Genomic DNA, 16,626 nt, shown 5'->3' on the forward strand with positions numbered 1-16,626 from the left:
AAACCTCTAACCGAATTGACTAACGTTCGAACCAATCAAATGCCGCTCTTGACGGTGCTCCAGACCCGGGTCATGGCCCGCATGTCCTTGCCGTCCTGAGTCTTCTGCGGAAACAGCCGTTCGCGGGTTTCGGCATCGGGGTAAATCGCCGGGTTGTTGCGTACATCGGCCTTCAACAAAGGCGTGGCCGCGGCGTTGCTGTTGGCGTAATGGATGTAGTCGGTGACGTCCGCCATCACCTGCGGCTGCATCAGGTACTCCAGGAACTTGTGGGCATTGGCGACGTGGGGCGCGTCGGCCGGGATGTAAAGGTTGTCGAACCAGATCAACGAACCTTCCTTGGGAATGAAGTAGGACAGGTTGATGTTCAACTTGGCTTCTTCGGCGCGGGCCATGGCTGTGGCGTAGTCGCCGGACCAGGTCATCGCCATGCACACGTCGCCATTGGGCAGGCTGGTCAGGTAATTGACCGAGTCGAATTTGCGAATGTATGGCCGCACCGACAACAGCAGTTCCTGCGCGGCTTTCAGGTCCTCTGGCTTGGCGCTACGCGGATCGCGGCCAAGGTATTTGAGGGCCAGCGGAATCACTTCGGTCGGCGCATCGACCAGGGTCACACCACAATCGGCGAAGCGCGAAACAATTTTCGGATCGAAAATCATCGCCAGCGAACCGATGGGCGCGTCCGGCATGCGCTCCTTGATCTTGTCGACGTTGTAGGTGATGCCATTGCTGCCCCAGGTATAGGGCGCGGAATACATCGTGCCGGGGTCGAAACCTTGCAGGTCCTGCAAGATTTTCGGATCGAGGTTGGTCCAACTCGGCAGCAGTTTCTTGTCCAGTGGCTGGAACACCTTGGCCTGGATCAGCGGCGGTGCGAGGGACGCGTTGAGCACGATCAGGTCATAGCCGGAGTGCCCGGTGAGCAACTTGGCCTGCACCGTTTCGTAAGCATCAAAGGTGTCGTAGATGACTTTGATGCCGGTGGCTTTTTCGAAATCGGCGAGGGTTTTCTCGCCGATGTAATCCGCCCAGTTATAAAGCCGCAGCGTGTTGCTGTCGTTTACCTCAGCGGCGTAGGCATTCAGGGTCAGCGGTACAACAAACAGACTGGAAATCACCTTAAGCAGTGTCTTGCCCATAGCAAATGCACCTTATCAAGCGAGTTCGGCTCTGGATGAGCGGATGTACCTACTATTGGCGGATTCACAGGTCGGCACCATACCCCGAATGGGTGTGAACACCCGATGGGCCGGCGACATGGCAAAAAGCATCAGCCCGGTTGACCCGTTTTGGCATAGCGGCAGGGTTTGCCTGGCGCTTAAAGTGCCCGTTGAACCGACTCGGCGAGAGCCCGCCATGACCGACCTGATCAAACAAGAACACCGCGATGGCGTGCTGACGCTGACCATCGACCGCCCGGACAAGCTCAACGCGCTGACCAACAGCATGTACACGCGGCTGGCCGACCTGTTGCTTACCGCGAATGAAGACGATGCCGTGGGGGCGATCATCATCACCGGCGGCCCGAACTGTTTTACCAGTGGCAACGACCTGGTGGACTTCCTGCAGGAACCGCCGAAGCACCTGGACAGCCCCGCGTTTCGCCTGATGCGCGCCGTGACGCACCTGCAAAAGCCGTTGATCGCAGCAGTTTGCGGAGCGGCCATCGGTATCGGCACCACCCTGCTGTTGCATTGCGATCAGGTGCTGATTACGCGCGACGCCAAGCTGCGTACGCCGTTCGTCAATCTGGGTCTGTGCCCCGAATTTGGCGCCAGCCTGCTATTGCCTCGCCTGCTCGGCCACGCCCGTGCCGCGCGCCTGCTGCTATTGGGTGACAGCCTCGATGGCAGCGAAGCGGTGGCCTGGGGCCTGGCCAACCAAGCCTTCGATGACGGCGAACAGTGCCTGGCCGCGGCCGCCAAAATTGCCCAGCGCTTTTTGGCGATGCCTCAGCAAGCCTTGCGCCAATCCCGGCAATTGATAAAGCAGCCGGGTATGGAAGAACTGCAGGCCACCCTGCGCGAAGAAAACACGCTGTTCATCCAGCGCCTCAACAGCGATGAGGCAAAAACAGCCTTGAACGCCCTGCTCAATCGCAGTACAGATAAGAATCCACCGAAAGGAGCCCAGTCATGAACACCCCGGACATCTTCGTAGTCAGCGCCGCCCGTACCGCCATCGGTACCTTCGGCGGTTCGCTCAAGGACGTGCCATTGGCCGACCTCGCGACCACCGCTGTGAAAGCCGCCCTGGAGCGGGCCGCCGTAGACCCGGCGCTCGTCGGCCATTTGGTGATGGGCAACGTGATCCCGACTGAAACCCGTGACGCCTACATTTCCCGGGTTGCCGCGATGAACGCCGGCATTCCCAAGGAAACCCCGGCCTACAACGTCAACCGCCTGTGCGGTTCGGGCCTGCAAGCGATCATCAACGCCGCGCAAACCCTGATGCTCGGCGACGCCGACATCGTCGTCGGTGCCGGTGCCGAATCCATGAGCCGAGGCCCGTACCTGATGCCGAGCGCCCGCTGGGGTTCGCGCATGGGCAACGCCCAGGTTATCGACTACATGCTCGGCATCCTGCATGACCCGTTCCATGGCATTCACATGGGCATCACCGCCGAAAACGTGGCCGCACGCAACGGCATCACCCGCGAGATGCAAGACGCCCTGGCCTTTGAAGACCAGAAACGCGCCGCCCACGCGATTGCCAACGGCTACTTCAGCGAACAAATCGCCACCGTGGAAATCCAGGATCGCAAGGGCACCAAGCTGTTCAGCGTCGACGAGCATCCGCGTGCCACCTCCCTGGAACAACTGGCCGGCATGAAGCCTGCGTTCAAGAAAGACGGTTCGGTGACTGCCGGCAACGCCTCGGGCCTGAACGACGGCGCCGCTGCCCTGGTCATGGCTACCGGCACCGCTGTCCAGGTCAATAACCTCAAGCCACTCGCGCGCCTGGTCAGCTACGCCCACGCCGGCGTCGAACCGGAACTGATGGGCCTCGGTCCGATCCCTGCCACGCGCCTGGCACTCAAACGCGCCGGCCTGACCGTCGCTGACCTGGACGTGGTCGAAGCCAACATCGCCTTCGCCGCCCAGGCCTGCGCGGTCAGCCAGGAACTCGACCTCGACCCGGCCAAAGTCAACCCGAACGGCTCGGGCATCGCCCTGGGCCACCCGGTCGGCGCCACCGGCGCGATCATCGCCACCAAAGCCATCCACGAACTGCACCGCACCAACGGCCGCTACGCGCTGGTGACCATGTGCATCGGTGGTGGCCAGGGGATCGCGGCGATTTTCGAGCGCGTCTAACCCCTTGCCGTAGGGGCTGTCGAGTGAAACCAGGCTGCGATCTTTTGACCTTGTCTTTATAAGGTCGCAGCCTGCGGCAGCTTCCACAGCACCGAGTGAAACCCGGATCCGACAACAGACTTTCGGTCAGCACGATGATCAGAAGATGCAGTTGCTGGGCATGATGCACTCTTGAAATCCACGACAGTGAGCCACCGACTGATTAGACTGCCAGGTATCGATCCCGGAGGTCACTCAATGAGCGCTGAACTTTCCCTCATCGTTTCAGAGTTTGAAACCGAAGAGCAAGCCACCAGCTACGACCGTTGGTTCCGTGCAAAAGTACAGACATCGCTCGATGATCCACGCCCGAATGTTCCGCACGATCAGGTAATGGCTGACCTGCGCGCCCTAATCGAAAGCAAGCGCAATAAGCTCAATGCTGGTTGAGTGGCGACCCGAAGCCCGAACTGAGCTGTGGCAAATCATTGATTACATCGGCGACCGCCACCTTGTAGCCGCTAGCGAGCTGTACCAAGCCATTGAGGTTGCTACCTCAGCCCTTCCGCAACATCCCTACCTATATCGATTCGGTCGCGTACCCGGTACGCGGGAGATTGTTGTTCATCCCAATTATCTGGTGTCTACCGGGTGACGGATCGAATCGAAATCGTATCCGTTTTGCATGCCAGGCAAGAATACCCGTGAAGCCTAACAGTGCTGGGTTGGTGTGGTTCTACGTCTGAATACCTTGGTCCGTTGAAGCCTGCACCTGAAATGTGCAATGCCTTATGCCAGATCGCAATTTTTCTGCCGACAGGCAAGCAAATGACATAACCGGAAAGCGATGGTGCCCTTGATGCGCAAGGAGCAACCACCGCCCACGCCAAGTGCCGATGCCCATTGAGCCTCGGCACTGTTCCTGAAAATCAGGCCTGAGGGGTTTTGCGGAAGCCGACGGCCAGGCGGTTCCAGCTGTTGATGGTGTTGATGGCGACTGTCAGGTCGACCAGTTCCTTGGGGCTGAACTGGGCCGCGACCACCTCGTAATCTTCATCCGGGGCGTGGGTCAGGCTGAGCTGGGTCAGCGATTCGGTCCACAGCAGAGCGGCGCGTTCACGTTCGGTGAAGAATGGCGCTTCACGCCAGGCAGTCACGGCAAACAGACGGCGTGGGGTTTCGCCGCCTTTGATCGCGTCAGCGGTGTGCATGTCGATGCAGAAGGCACAACCGTTGATTTGCGAGGCGCGCAACTTGACCAGTTCGATCAGGTTCTTTTCCAGCGGCAGCTTGGATACAGCGGTTTCCAGCGCAATCATGGCTTTGAGGGCGTCAGGGCTGGCGGTGTAGAAATCGATACGCGGTTGCATGGTGTGCTCCAGGGCAAATGGATGTGGAGCTACGTTAGTCTCGCGAGTGTTTTGGGCAAATAGCCAATATTCGAGAAGTCGAGGAGACCACCGACACAGGCCCCGAAAGAAAAGTACGAAATGTGAATTGCCATCACTCGGCCCGCCCTACTAGAATGCGATCAATTCTTAATTGCACTCACGCAGGATGCCCGAGTCGAGTACTTGCCCGCCATGCCGTCCGCCGATCAATCCCTGAACCAGCAAGTTCATCATCTCTACAGCGAACATCACGGTTGGCTGCAGAGTTGGCTGCATCGCAAACTGGGCAACCGTTGTGATGCGGCCGACCTGGCCCACGACACCTTCCTGCGCTTGTTGACACGTCAGGTGGTGAAACCGCTGGGCAGCGAGCCGCGGGCATTGTTGACGCACATTGCCAAAGGCCTGGTGATTGACCGCTGGCGGCGGCAGGACATCGAGCGCGCGTACCTGGAAACCATCGCGCATTTGCCGGCGGCCGAAGTGCCGTCGCCGGAAACCCGTCTGCTGATCCTTGAAACCCTGTGGCGCATCGAAGCGCTGCTACGGGAACTGCCCGCCGTCACCCGCGAAACGTTCTTGCTGTCGCAGATCGAGGGCCTTACGTACGCGCAGATCGCCACCCGTTTGAATGTCTCGTTGATCACCGTCAAACGCCACATGCGCACGGCGTTCATTGCCTGCCTGAGTGTCGCCTGATGAATTCGTCGATGATCAACCCGCAGATTCTTGGCGAAGCCGCCGACTGGCTGGTGCAATTGCATTCCGGCACGGCAACGGCCGCCGATCACCAGGCCATCGCCCAATGGCGCAGCCGCAGTGCCGAGCATGCCCAGGCCTGGCAGCGGGTCGAAGTACTGCTCGGGGATTTTCGTGGTGTGCCGGCCAACCTCGCCATGCAGACTTTGCAACGGGCTTCGCGCAAAGAGGGCTTGAGTCGCCGACAGACCCTCACCCGGCTGGGCTTGTTGTTTATTGCCGGGCCCTTGGGTATGGCATCGCAACACCTGCCTTGGGAGCAATGGACCGCCGATCAGCGCACCGCCGTGGGTGAACAGAAAAACCTGCAACTGCCCGATGGCAGCCAGTTGCTGCTCAACACCGACAGCGCGGTGAACATCGCTTTCAATCCGCAAGAGCGACGCGTCCTGTTGCTCAATGGCGAAATGTTGATCAGCAGCGCCAAAGACCCCGGCGCGCGCCCCTTTATCGTCGAAACTCCGCAAGGCACGGCTCATGCGCAGGGCACCCGGTTTTGCGTGCGCACAGAAAACGCCACAAGTCAGGTGTCCGTTCTCGAAGGGCAAGTGGTGGTCACCCCGCAATTACTGCGCGAAAGCACGACCCTCAGTGCTGGCGAGCGTCAGCGCTTCAGGCTCGACAGGGCCGAGGCTGCGCAGCGTTTTGACCTAAACACCGTCGCTTGGGACAAGGGTATGCTGCTGGCCAACAACATGCGTCTGGATGAACTGTTGAGCGAACTTTGCCGCTACCGCCCGGGGGTATTGCGCTGCCACCCGGACGTCGCCGGGCTGCGTGTGTCGGGCGCATTTTCCCTGCGCGACACCGACGCCAGCCTGCGCCTGCTCAGCGATACCTTGCCGCTGAATATCAGCCGCATGACCCAATACTGGTTGACGGTCGAGCCGCGGGTCTGACGCCGACGACCTTTACCGCCGTCAGGCGCGCTTGAGCAACCACTGCAAAAACCCTTTCTTGCGCACCACAACCGGTTCTTCCTGAATCAGCGACTGCACCTTGTGCAAGCGGAAATCCAGCAAGGTTTTCATCGCATCGTTGATGTCGTGGCGAGCATCCAGGCACGGTTTCAGGTAGTCCTTTTCAATACGGTAAAGCGTGCAAAAAGTCTTCGCGGCAAACTCGGCAGCCGACGATGTGTCGGTGAGGATGCCAGCCTCGCCGATCACTTCCCCTGGCCCCATGCGCCCGGTTTCGATGAGCGTGCCGTGGACGTTCAACGTCACCGACACCACGCCGGATTCGATGATGAACAAGTGATGACTGACCTCCCCCGCCGCCAGGATCGTCTCGCCGGCACGGAAAGTCTGCAGGGCCATGTTCTGGCTGAAGGTTTCTTTCTCTTCCTGGCGCAAGGTCGAGAAAATCGGCGAACTGTCGAGCAACGCCCGTGGCCGTGAAGAATCGCTCTCGGGATTGGGCTCGACGCTCGAGAGCAAATTGATCCCGGACGCCCGCAAGTGCCGGAATGCCAGGTCGAACAGCTGATTGCGCACCGTGCGCTTTTCGCTCATCGAGGCAACGAACCCGCTGATTTCATAATCCGCGCCAGCAGCGCTGGAGCTTTTGAGCGCCACCTTCGGCCCCGGCGCACTCAGCAGAATGCGGCAGCCTTGCATGGCCCGCTCGAGAGCATCGATCACGGTTTGCGGACGGACATGGGGGCTGACCTGCAAACTGATGGAAACGCCGAACATGTCACTGGGCCGGCTGAAGTTGGTGATCTTGGCCTTGGCCGCGAGCGAGTTGGGGATCACGATCATGCTGCCCTGGGAGGTCTGCAACCGCGTGGCCCGCCAGTCGATGTCGATAACCCGACCTTCGGTGCCGTCGATGGCAATCCAGTCATCCAGTTGGTAGGGCTTGGTGGTATTGAGGACGATCCCGGAGAACACATCGCTGAGTGTGCTCTGCAACGCCAGGCCGACGATGATCGCCAGCGCGCCGGAAGTCGCCAGCACGCCTTTGACCGGCAAATCGAGCACGTAGGCCAGCGCGGCAATCACAGCAATCAGGAATATCAGCGCGCCGAGCAAGTCCTGGAGCAATCGTCCGGTGTGCCCGACCCTTTGCATCATCGCCGCGCCGATCAGCACCGTCAGGGTGCGCGCGGCGAACAACCACCAGGCGATCTGCAAACCGGTGGCCGCCAGGTGCAACGGCACGTTGTCCGCCCACGGCGCCGGCACCATCGGGTTCATGCCTTCGTTGAACAGCAAAACGCTGTACAGCGAAAAAATCACTACCCGCAGGAACAGTTTCCAGCTGTGGTGGTTGGCGTCGATCAAGCGCCACATGACCATATCGATCAGGATCAGGACCAAGGCGCAGATCAACGGGTGTTCGGCGATCAACGACAGCATCAAGCAACTCCGGCACAGGACAATGAACGCAAATATCGCACACATTGTAGCTGCCGCAGGCTGCGATCTTTTGATCCTGATTTTTATCGCTCCGAGAACGTCCGAAGATCAAGATCAAAAGACCGCAACCTGCGGTAGCTCCTGCAATCAACCGTGCATCTGGCCGAAGCGGCCGGACTGGAAATCGGCGAACGCCTGGTGGATTTCTTGCTCGCTGTTCATCACGAACGGGCCGTGACCAACGATAGGTTCATCAATCGGTTCGCCGCTGAGCAACAGCACCACTGCGTCGCTATTGGCTTCAAGGCTCAACTGATCGCCCTTGCGCTCGAACAGCGCCAGCTGCCCTTCTCGCACCAGTTCCAGACCATTGACCTGAACCGTGCCGCGCAGCACCACCACTGCTGTGTTGCGACCTTCGTGCAAGTCCAGTGTCAGCAACTTGCCACCATTGAGGCGCAGGTCCCAGACATCGATGGGCGTGAAGGTGTGCGAAGGGCCGGTATGGCCATCGAATTCGCCGGCAATCAATCGCAGGCGGCCGGCGTTGTCCTTCAAGGCGATGCTCGGGATATCGCCATCGAGGATTGTCTGGTAACCGGGCTCGGCCATTTTGTCCTTGGCCGGCAAGTTGACCCACAGTTGCACCATCTCCAGCGTGCCGCCGATTTTGGCGAAGTCGCTGGAGTGGAACTCTTCATGCAGGATCCCGGAAGCGGCAGTCATCCATTGCACATCGCCGGGGCCGATCTTGCCGCCGCTGCCGGTGGAATCGCGGTGTTCCACTTCACCTTTGTAAACGATCGTCACGGTTTCAAAGCCGCGATGGGGATGCTGCCCCACACCACGTCGCTCGGTGGTCGGAGTGAATTCGGCGGGGCCGGCGTGATCGAGCAGCAGAAACGGACTGATGTGTTTGCCCAGGTTGTCGTAGGAAAACAGCGTGCGCACCGGAAAACCGTCGCCGACCCAATGGGTCCGTGGACTGGTGTAGATACCAATGATGTTTTTCATGGTGTCTCCTGATGAAGTGAGTAAGGCCATGGACAAAGCTTAAAACCATGACCTTTGCTGCACTAGACTGCAAAAATCAGTCTCTGTGTTCTATCGGGAGAACGATGGTGCAAGGCATCAACACCCTCTGATAGTGAGAAGCTCAGGATTTATGGGACTGGCGGACTTTTTATTCCGGACATAATATTACCGAGAATTACAACCATAATATCCGCTCCTGCCCGAGGTCTTGAATATGCAAAGCCCCAACCGCGAAGCCACCCTCGCCCAATGGATCGCCCAGGAACAGGCCATGCGCGCCCGACTTCAGGGGCCGGGCAGTTTGTCCATGGCCGAGGTCAGCGCCCTGTCGCCTGCCGAGTTTTTCGAAGGCATCGGCAACGGTGACCTGCCCTCACCGCCCATTGGCGCGCTGATGGATTTCATCCCTATCGAATGGTCCGCCGGGCTGTTCGTTTTTCAGGGCACGCCCGATTCAAGGCACTACAACCCGCTGGGCACCGTGCACGGTGGCTATGCCGCAACGTTGCTGGACTCCTGCATGGGTTGTGCGATCCATACGCAATTGAAAAAAGGCCAGGGCTACACCACGCTGGACCTGCGCATCAGCTACGTCCGCGCCTTGAACAACGCCAGCGGCCCGGTGCGCGCCGAGGGCAAAATCGTCCATCTGGGGCGCTCGACAGCACTGGCCGAAGGGCGGATTTATGATGTGGATGGGCGCTTGTATGCGACAGGGACGACCACTTGCATGATTCTTGAGGCTCGAGGGTAAGGCTCCAGAACCGCGGTGCTGCCTTCGCAAGCGAGCCCACTCAGACATTTAATCTATATGGGACACAAAAAAGCCCGTGCTCACTGAAGATTAAATGTGGGAGCGGGGTCGCTCGCGAAGAGGACATTTCAAACGTCGATAACCTCACCGGAATACAGCGTTTCTTGACTTACGGTAAACATTGCTTTGCCCATCCAGCGGTTTTTCCCGCGAATGCAGGCGCGGATACTCAGTGCATTCTCACTGCAACCTCTGGAGTCATTCATGTCTGTTCCCGCATTCGGTCTTGGTACTTTTCGCTTGCAAGGCCAGGTGGTCATTGATTCGGTCAGCACCGCTCTGGAACTTGGCTACCGGGCCATCGACACCGCGCAAATCTACGAAAACGAAGCTGAAGTCGGTGAAGCCATTGCCGCCAGCGGCATCCCCCGGCAAGAGCTGTTCATCACCAGCAAGATCTGGGTGGCCAATTTCGCCAAGGATCGTCTGCTTGAAAGCCTCAAGGAAAGCCTGCAAAAACTGCAGACCGACTACTTGGACCTGACGCTGATCCACTGGCCCTCGCCCGAAGACCAGGTATCGGTCGAAGAATTCATGGGCGCCCTGCTCGAAGCCAAGCGCCTGGGCCTGACTCGGCAGATCGGCGTGTCGAACTTCACCATCGACCTGATGCAACGGGCGATCGCTGCCGTCGGTGCCGAAAACATCGCCACCCACCAGATCGAACTGCACCCGTACTTGCAAAACCGCAAGGTGGTCGAGTTCGCGCAAAGCCAGGGTATCCAGATCACGTCGTACATGACCCTGGCCTATGGCGAAGTACTCAAGGACCCGGTCATTGCACACATCGCCGAGCGCCTTCAGGCGACACCGGCACAGGTCACCCTGGCTTGGGCCATGCAGTTGGAGTACGCGGTGATTCCTTCGTCGACCAAACGCATCAACCTCGCCAGCAACCTCAAGGCCTGTGGCATGCAGTTGAGTGACGCCGACATGGCGCTGATCTGCAGCCTGGATCGCGGCCAACGCCTGACCAGCCCCAAAGGCATCGCACCGAACTGGGATTAATCGCGCCTGACCTCAAGACTACGGTCCAGGCGCGTCATCGCCTGTTGCAGCTGATCGACGGCGGCGTCGATCAGCGAAGCGCGGCCCTCGCCGCAGGCACGCTCCAGTTGTTCGCAACACGTCACCAATGACTGCGCACGAACCATCTGCGCGCCGCCCTTGATACGGTGCGCCAGCTCTTGCAGGAGAGGATAATTGTGGGTGACATGTGCCTGCAGCAGACGCGCGCGATCATCGCGATTAGTCGCCATTACGTCGCGCAGCAATTCGGCGATCAGTTCATCGTCCGCACCGACATACTTCGCCAAACCGCTCAAGTCGATCTCGGCGTTTGGCCGTTGTTCGTTCGCGCCCGTCGGGAGGTGGCCGAACCTTTCGGCCAGCCATTTGCTCAAGTCGCCCAATCGAATCGGTTTGAACAGACAATCGTCCATACCCGCCTCGATACAGCGGATTTTTTCCTCCGGCTGTGCATTGGCGGTAAACCCCAGAATCAATGTCGGTGATCCGCCCTCGAACCGTTCTTCATCGCGGATCGCACCCGCCAGTTCATAACCACTGGCAACCGGCATGTTGCAATCGGTGATGACCAGGTCCACTTCGTGCCCGCGCCACTGCTCGAAACCCTGCTGGCCATCTTCCGCCAACAGCACGTGATGCCCCAGGTAGCTCAACTGCCGCGAAAGCAACAAGCGATTCGCCGGATAATCGTCAACCACCAGAATCAACAGCGCTCGAGTGGGTGGCAGGTCGTCATGCTTGTGTACTTCAATGGCCGGCAACGGTTGCAGCGCGATCAGCTCAAGGTTGATGTCCACTTGCGTACCGCTTCCGAGCACACTGTGGAGATGTAATCGGCCGCCCATCATTTCGCATATCGTGCGGCTGATCACCAGTCCAAGACCGGAACCCTGGCGGCCAGATTGCCGGCTATTGCCGGCCTGCACGAAGGGGCTGAACAATCGCTGCTGGTCCGCGGTGCTGATGCCGATGCCGCTGTCTTCTACACGCAGGCTGACCGCCAATCGATCGGATGACGTCGACACCGTGCGCAGAGTCAGGCTGACCTCACCTTCTTGGGTGAATTTGATCGCGTTGCTCAACAGGTTGGACAACACCTGCTTGAAGCGCGTGGGATCGACCAGCACATCGCGGTCGCTGTGTTCCTCAAGTTCGACCCGCCAGCGCAGGTTCTTTTGCTGCGCCAGGCCTTCAAACACCCGACCCACCGAGAGCACCAGGTCCTGCAGATTGGCCCGCTCCGGGGTCAGCGACAGATGACCGGACTCAATGCGCGCAATGTCCAGAATGTCGCCAATCAACCCCAGTAACTGTTGCCCGGCATTGGACGCCACCTCGATGGCCGCACGGTCGGTCACGCCCTCGTCCGCCCTTTTCAGCGCCAGTTCCAGCATGCCGATCAAGGCATTCATGGGCGTACGAATTTCATGGCTCATGGTTGCCAGAAACGTGGTCTTCGCCCGGTTTGCCTCATCGGCCGCCTCCTTGGCGTCTTGCAATTGGGCAAGCAATTGCTGGCGCTGACGGATCTGCCGACGCTGCCAGGCAATCCAGGCCAAAGCGAGCAACAACAAACTGCCGGCGACCGCAAAGGCCTGAAGAATTTGCTGGCGATGGCGCAACCAGTAACTCTGTTCGAGCATCAGGTCATTGCGCCAATACTGAGTCATCTCGTCGATTTCTTCGGGGGCAATGCTCAGCAACGCCTTGTCCAGTATCGAATGCAACTCTGTCGCGTTTCGACTGGTCGCCAGCGTGCCGCGAGCAGGTTCGACGCCGACGGTGCTGGTCACTTGCAATCGCCCACGATACAGCCGCGAAATCATGTAGCGGGCGCCGATCAACGAATTGATACCGCCATCGGCCCTGCCCTGCGCGACCTTCTCCATCGCATCCGCCGTCAACGATGCGTTGACCAGCCGGATCTGCGGAAAATTCTGACGGATGAATTCGCCAGCACTGTTGCCTTGGGTAACGGCAAGTGTTTTGCCGGCCATGTCATCGAGGGTCGCGGGGCTGCCCGGCTCCACGCGGGTGACCAGCACATTCGGACTGGTGAGGAACGGACGGGTGAATAGCAATTGGGCTTCGCGTTCAATACTGGGGCTGATCCCCGCGACAAGGTCCACCTGACCGGTCCTGATCCACTCAAGCATTTCAGCGACGGATTGGGTCGGTCGCATATCGAACTTCAAACCGGTGCGCAGGCTGACTTTTTCCAAAACGTCGGCAGCAATACCGCGAAATCGGCCTTCACTGTCGAAAAATGAAATGGGCATCATGTTTTCATTGATCGCCACCCGCAAACGCGGGTTTTGTTTGAGCCAGCGCTGCTCGACCACGCTTAGCTGCAATGGCTGGGTGCCGGAAACAGTGGCCCCCCCTGCGCCCCAGCGGCGCAAGATGCTGATCTGTTCATTGGCGCTGATCGCCGCCAATGCCTGGTTGACGATGCGCAATAACCGGCGATTGTCACCGGCCAGGGCAAACGCAAATCGGCCCGGTTCAATGGAGGAAAATTTCGCCAGTCGAACGTTGTTCAGGTAGTTCTTGCTGATCAGGTAATGGGCACTGATGGCATCGCCCAGGTAGATATCCGCTTGCCCGAACGCCACAGCCCCCACCGCGCCCAGCGTCGAAGGAAACAACTCTACACGAGCCCCGGGATAGAACTGCCGCACGTACTTTTCCGGCAAGTAGTGATACAGCATCGCCAGGCGTTTGCCGGCCAGCGCCCGGTCCAGCGTTTGCGGTGAGTCGGTACGGGTGACCAACACAGGTTGATCGACGGCATAGGTACTGGACATCTGTAACTGCGGGTCTTGCGCCTCATAACTGTTGGCCGTTCCCAGCAGGTCGGCCGCTCCTTGCTTGAGGGCCTGCACCGCCTCGGCGCGTGTGGCGTAGCGGTGAACTTCAATCTCTGTCTGCAACAACTGTTTGAGCAGGTCGGCATAGTCTGCCGTCAGCCCCTCCAGGGCATGTCCCGTGGTGGTGATGTCGAAAGGTGGATAGTCGGGTGCTGACACCGCCAGCACCAATCGACGTTTTTGCTGCAGCCAGCGTGCATCGGCTTCCGACAGTTGGACGATATCTCCTTCCACGCTGGAGCGCCCGAGCAGCGTCAGTGTTTGCGGTTGCGCACAGACACTCGATGCCCACAAACAAAGCACCAGCAACAAACGTTTTCTAAAGCTGCGCGAAAGTTCGATGGCGTTCTCTCAGATCAAATGATTACGCCGGGCAAGATCCCGCAAATGCACCGACGAATCCACGTTGAGTTTTTCAATCAAACGGGTTTTGTAGGTGCTGACGGTCTTGTGGCTCAAATGCATGATGTCGGCGATGGTCTTGTTGCTCATTCCGCGGGCCAGATGCTGAAAAATCGTCAACTCCCGGTCTGACAGATTGTCGATCATCTGTTTTTCACTGCGCTGCAACGTGCTCATCGAGACTGAACTTGTGGGCAGCCGCGAGAAGTAGGTGTATCCGCCCATCACCGCGTGCACCGCCTTGTGCAGGTGCTCAAGGTCGTTGGTCTTGGCGACATAGGCAGCGGCTCCGGCGCGCATGCAGCGGTCCTGATAAAACGACGGCTCCTGAGAGGTAAAGACCACCACGCGACAATTCACCTCGCCCGCCTTGATGCGAGCCAACACATCAAGCCCATCGAGAAACGGCAGGTTCAGGTCCAGTATCACCAGTTCCGGTTGGTGTTCACGGATCATCGGCAGGACTTCATTACCGGTGGAGGCTTCGTGGATGCGTTTGTACCCTTCCAGCTTGAGGACGATTTTGACTGCGCCGCGAATCACCGGATGATCGTCCACAATCAGCACTGACTTCATGGCAACTCCTGGGCAATTACACGATAAACGGGCGCTGACAGTCTTCGAGCAAGGCTCGAATCAGACGCAGCGGCTGCGCCTGGACTGTTGCATGGAAAGCGAGGCGAAACTACCTGACAGAAATGACAGTGCCGACAGACGGTCGCCGTGAATCCGCGAGGGCCATCAGCCGCTGGATCGAAGCGAGATCCGGCAACAAGGCATGGCTAACACTGACTTTGCGCTGCGCGCAGAGCGCGATTGCAGGCAGTTGCGCGCGCTGGCCGTCGTAGATCATCACGCGATCGAGCTGGTGGTTATCCAGGCAGAAATCCAGCAGGTCGAGTTTTCCGTGTCCCATTGCGGCGTTGATGATCAACAGATCGAAAGGCTCGCTGGCGTACTCCACCAGAACCAGCAGCTCTGCCATGTCTTGTACCGGGGCCACCCGGTAATAACCGAGCTGGTTGAACCAGCGCTCGATTCTTAGCCGGTTAAAGTGTTGTTCATCCGCGATCAGGATGCGTATGGATTTTTTGAACAACGTGGCCTCCCCGGTCAGATTATTGAGGTGGCAAGACTACGGAAGACCCGAAGGCCTTTCTGTAGGACTTTTCCCAAATACCAATGCACCGGTTCGGTTTATCAGAGCGCAATCGCAGGCAAGCCCGCTCACGCAGGGATCTTCAGTGGACACAAAAATGTGTGATCAAAGATCGAACTGTGGGAGCGGGCCCGCGATAACGCTTGTGCAGCCGGCAAATCTTTAGCTGGCAGTCGCCAATAACAGATCCTCCACCGAACTGGCGTGCCCGCGATGCTTGCCATGGTCATACAGTGAGCCAGCGATTTCATCGGCGCGGATCGGCAGGATCGACAGCAACGTGTCGCTCAAGCCATGGCTGGCCTGGCAGAAGCCCTGCATATAAATGCCCGCCTTGCAGCGTTCGTCGGTGATCACCTTGTAATTGCGGTCCACCTCGAAATCACCCAGATACGCTTGCAGCGGTGCCAGCAGTTTTCGGTGCATCTGCCGCTCGTATCCGGTGGCCAGCACTACCGCATCGTAATGGCGAGCCGTGACTTCGCCGGTGGCATTGTTGCGCACCGCCAGTTCGATACCGCGCTCAGTGGCGGTGGCTGTCTCGATGGTGGTCAGGGTGTGGAACGCGTGACGGGCAATCCCCGAGACTTTCTGGCGATAGAAAATACCGTAGATGCGTTCGATCAGGTCGATGTCCACGACCGAGTAGTTGGTGTTGTGGTACTCGTTGACCAGACGCTCACGCTCGCTGCTCTGCTGGTGGAATACCAGGTCGGTGAACTCCGGCGAGAAGACTTCGTTGACGAATGGGCTGTCGTCGGCTGGCTTGAGCGCCGAGCCGCGCAGAATCATGTCGACCTGCACCGAAGGAAAGCTGTCGTTGAGATCGATGAACGCTTCCGCCGCACTCTGCCCACCACCGATGATCGCGATGCTCATCGGCTGGTTGTTCACGCACGGCTGCCTGGCCATTTGCGCCAGGTACTGCGAATGATGGAACACCCGGCCATCCTCTTTCAGCGCCTTGAACGCTTCGGGAATACGCGGCGTGCCACCGGCGCTGACCACCACGGCACGCGCGGTGCGCACATGTTGATGGCCCGTCGAATCACGGGAAATCACGCGTAGCGCTTCAACCTGCTGGTTGTGCAGCACCGGCTCGATGGTCAGCACTTCTTCGCCGTAGCGGCTCTGACGCTCGAATTGCGCGGCAACCCAGCGCAGGTAGTCGTTGTACTCCATGCGGCATGGATAAAAGGTGCCCAGGTTGATGAAGTCGACCAGGCGCCCGTGGGCCTTGAGGTAATTGACGAACGAATAAGGGCTGGTCGGGTTGCGCAAGGTCACCAGGTCCTTGAGGAAGGAAATCTGCAACTCGCTCTGGGTCGACAGCGTGTTGCCGTGCCAGCTGTAGTTCGCCTGTTTGTCGAGAAACAGCACATCCAGTTCGCCCTGGATCGGACCGCGCTCTTGCAGAGCGATGGCCAGCGCCAGGTTCGAAGGGCCGAAGCCGACGCCGATCAGGTCGTGAACGATGGGCGATGCAATTGCCTGTGTCATTTCCA

General features: G+C 59.0%; 16 protein-coding genes and 1 pseudogene. 8 read left to right on the forward strand and 9 right to left on the reverse strand.

Going from position 1 to position 16,626, the window contains the following annotated elements:
* Positions 1-35: 35 nt before the first annotated feature.
* Positions 36-1,142 carry a polyamine ABC transporter substrate-binding protein gene (locus D8U69_RS25135; RefSeq protein WP_130908399.1) on the reverse strand — a complete coding sequence of 369 codons (1,107 nt, stop codon included), beginning with the start codon at positions 1,140-1,142 and terminating at the stop codon, positions 36-38.
* Positions 1,143-1,359: 217 nt separating this feature from the next.
* On the opposite strand from D8U69_RS25135, the gene D8U69_RS25140 reads away from it, so the two are divergent.
* From D8U69_RS25140 to D8U69_RS25155, 4 genes and pseudogenes are all read left to right on the forward strand, one after another.
* Complete coding sequence (locus tag D8U69_RS25140) at positions 1,360-2,142, forward strand: enoyl-CoA hydratase-related protein (RefSeq protein WP_130908400.1); 783 nt, start codon at positions 1,360-1,362, stop codon at positions 2,140-2,142.
* Positions 2,139-3,320: an acetyl-CoA C-acyltransferase family protein gene (locus D8U69_RS25145; protein WP_056854858.1), complete on the forward strand. Its 1,182-nt coding sequence runs from the start codon at positions 2,139-2,141 to the stop codon at positions 3,318-3,320. Before D8U69_RS25140 ends, D8U69_RS25145 begins: the two co-directional genes overlap by 4 nt.
* A 237-nt stretch (positions 3,321-3,557) precedes the next feature.
* Complete coding sequence (locus D8U69_RS25150; protein WP_130908401.1) at positions 3,558-3,749, forward strand: antitoxin; 192 nt, start codon at positions 3,558-3,560, stop codon at positions 3,747-3,749.
* Positions 3,739-4,007 (forward strand): annotated as a pseudogene (locus D8U69_RS25155) (type II toxin-antitoxin system RelE/ParE family toxin). Before D8U69_RS25150 ends, D8U69_RS25155 begins: the two are co-directional and overlap by 11 nt.
* A 221-nt stretch (positions 4,008-4,228) precedes the next feature.
* Here D8U69_RS25155 and D8U69_RS25160 read toward each other — a convergent pair.
* Complete coding sequence (locus D8U69_RS25160; RefSeq protein WP_056854860.1) at positions 4,229-4,669, reverse strand: carboxymuconolactone decarboxylase family protein; 441 nt, start codon at positions 4,667-4,669, stop codon at positions 4,229-4,231.
* Between the two features lie 213 nt (positions 4,670-4,882).
* On the opposite strand from D8U69_RS25160, the gene D8U69_RS25165 reads away from it, so the two are divergent.
* Positions 4,883-5,389 (forward strand): sigma-70 family RNA polymerase sigma factor, encoded by a 507-nt coding sequence (locus D8U69_RS25165; protein WP_056854861.1) that lies wholly within the window; start codon positions 4,883-4,885, stop codon positions 5,387-5,389.
* Positions 5,389-6,348 carry a FecR domain-containing protein gene (locus tag D8U69_RS25170; protein WP_130908402.1) on the forward strand — a complete coding sequence of 320 codons (960 nt, stop codon included), beginning with the start codon at positions 5,389-5,391 and terminating at the stop codon, positions 6,346-6,348. Before D8U69_RS25165 ends, D8U69_RS25170 begins: the two co-directional genes overlap by 1 nt.
* Positions 6,349-6,369: 21 nt before the next feature.
* Here the strand turns inward: D8U69_RS25170 and D8U69_RS25175 are convergent, their stop codons facing one another.
* The gene (locus tag D8U69_RS25175) at positions 6,370-7,812 is read right to left on the reverse strand and encodes a mechanosensitive ion channel family protein (protein WP_130908403.1); all 1,443 of its coding nucleotides are present in this window, start codon (positions 7,810-7,812) and stop codon (positions 6,370-6,372) included.
* A 147-nt stretch (positions 7,813-7,959) separates the two neighbouring features.
* Entirely contained in the window at positions 7,960-8,826 is an 867-nt protein-coding gene (locus D8U69_RS25180; protein WP_056854864.1) for a pirin family protein, read from the reverse strand.
* Between the two features lie 235 nt (positions 8,827-9,061).
* On the opposite strand from D8U69_RS25180, the gene D8U69_RS25185 reads away from it, so the two are divergent.
* Positions 9,062-9,601, forward strand: coding sequence for a PaaI family thioesterase (locus tag D8U69_RS25185; RefSeq protein WP_130908404.1), 540 nt, complete (start codon positions 9,062-9,064; stop codon positions 9,599-9,601).
* 128 nt (positions 9,602-9,729) lie between these two features.
* Here the strand turns inward: D8U69_RS25185 and D8U69_RS29550 are convergent, their stop codons facing one another.
* The gene (locus D8U69_RS29550; RefSeq protein ID WP_177434597.1) at positions 9,730-9,867 is read right to left on the reverse strand and encodes a hypothetical protein; all 138 of its coding nucleotides are present in this window, start codon (positions 9,865-9,867) and stop codon (positions 9,730-9,732) included.
* Between D8U69_RS29550 and dkgB the strand changes: the two genes are divergently transcribed.
* A complete protein-coding gene (gene dkgB / locus D8U69_RS25190; RefSeq protein WP_130908405.1) occupies positions 9,866-10,669 on the forward strand; it encodes a 2,5-didehydrogluconate reductase DkgB in 804 nt (267 codons plus the stop codon). The two genes, D8U69_RS29550 and dkgB, sit on opposite strands and share 2 nt — an antisense overlap.
* On the opposite strand, the gene D8U69_RS25195 is transcribed toward dkgB, so the two are convergent.
* The 4 genes from D8U69_RS25195 to D8U69_RS25210 form a co-directional block, all read right to left on the reverse strand.
* On the reverse strand, positions 10,666-13,872 hold the full coding sequence (locus D8U69_RS25195) for a transporter substrate-binding domain-containing protein (RefSeq protein WP_130908406.1): 3,207 nt from the start codon (positions 13,870-13,872) through the stop codon (positions 10,666-10,668). The two genes, dkgB and D8U69_RS25195, sit on opposite strands and share 4 nt — an antisense overlap.
* A gap of 39 nt (positions 13,873-13,911) precedes the next feature.
* Positions 13,912-14,538 carry a response regulator transcription factor gene (locus D8U69_RS25200; RefSeq protein ID WP_130904185.1) on the reverse strand — a complete coding sequence of 209 codons (627 nt, stop codon included), beginning with the start codon at positions 14,536-14,538 and terminating at the stop codon, positions 13,912-13,914.
* 109 nt (positions 14,539-14,647) lie between these two features.
* Positions 14,648-15,061: a response regulator gene (locus D8U69_RS25205; RefSeq protein ID WP_130904184.1), complete on the reverse strand. Its 414-nt coding sequence runs from the start codon at positions 15,059-15,061 to the stop codon at positions 14,648-14,650.
* Between the two features lie 222 nt (positions 15,062-15,283).
* Positions 15,284-16,621, reverse strand: coding sequence for a SidA/IucD/PvdA family monooxygenase (locus D8U69_RS25210; RefSeq protein ID WP_130904183.1), 1,338 nt, complete (start codon positions 16,619-16,621; stop codon positions 15,284-15,286).
* Positions 16,622-16,626: the final 5 nt, after the last annotated feature.

The organism is Pseudomonas sp. Sample_16 (genome assembly GCF_004307665.1).
Taxonomy (GTDB): domain Bacteria; phylum Pseudomonadota; class Gammaproteobacteria; order Pseudomonadales; family Pseudomonadaceae; genus Aquipseudomonas.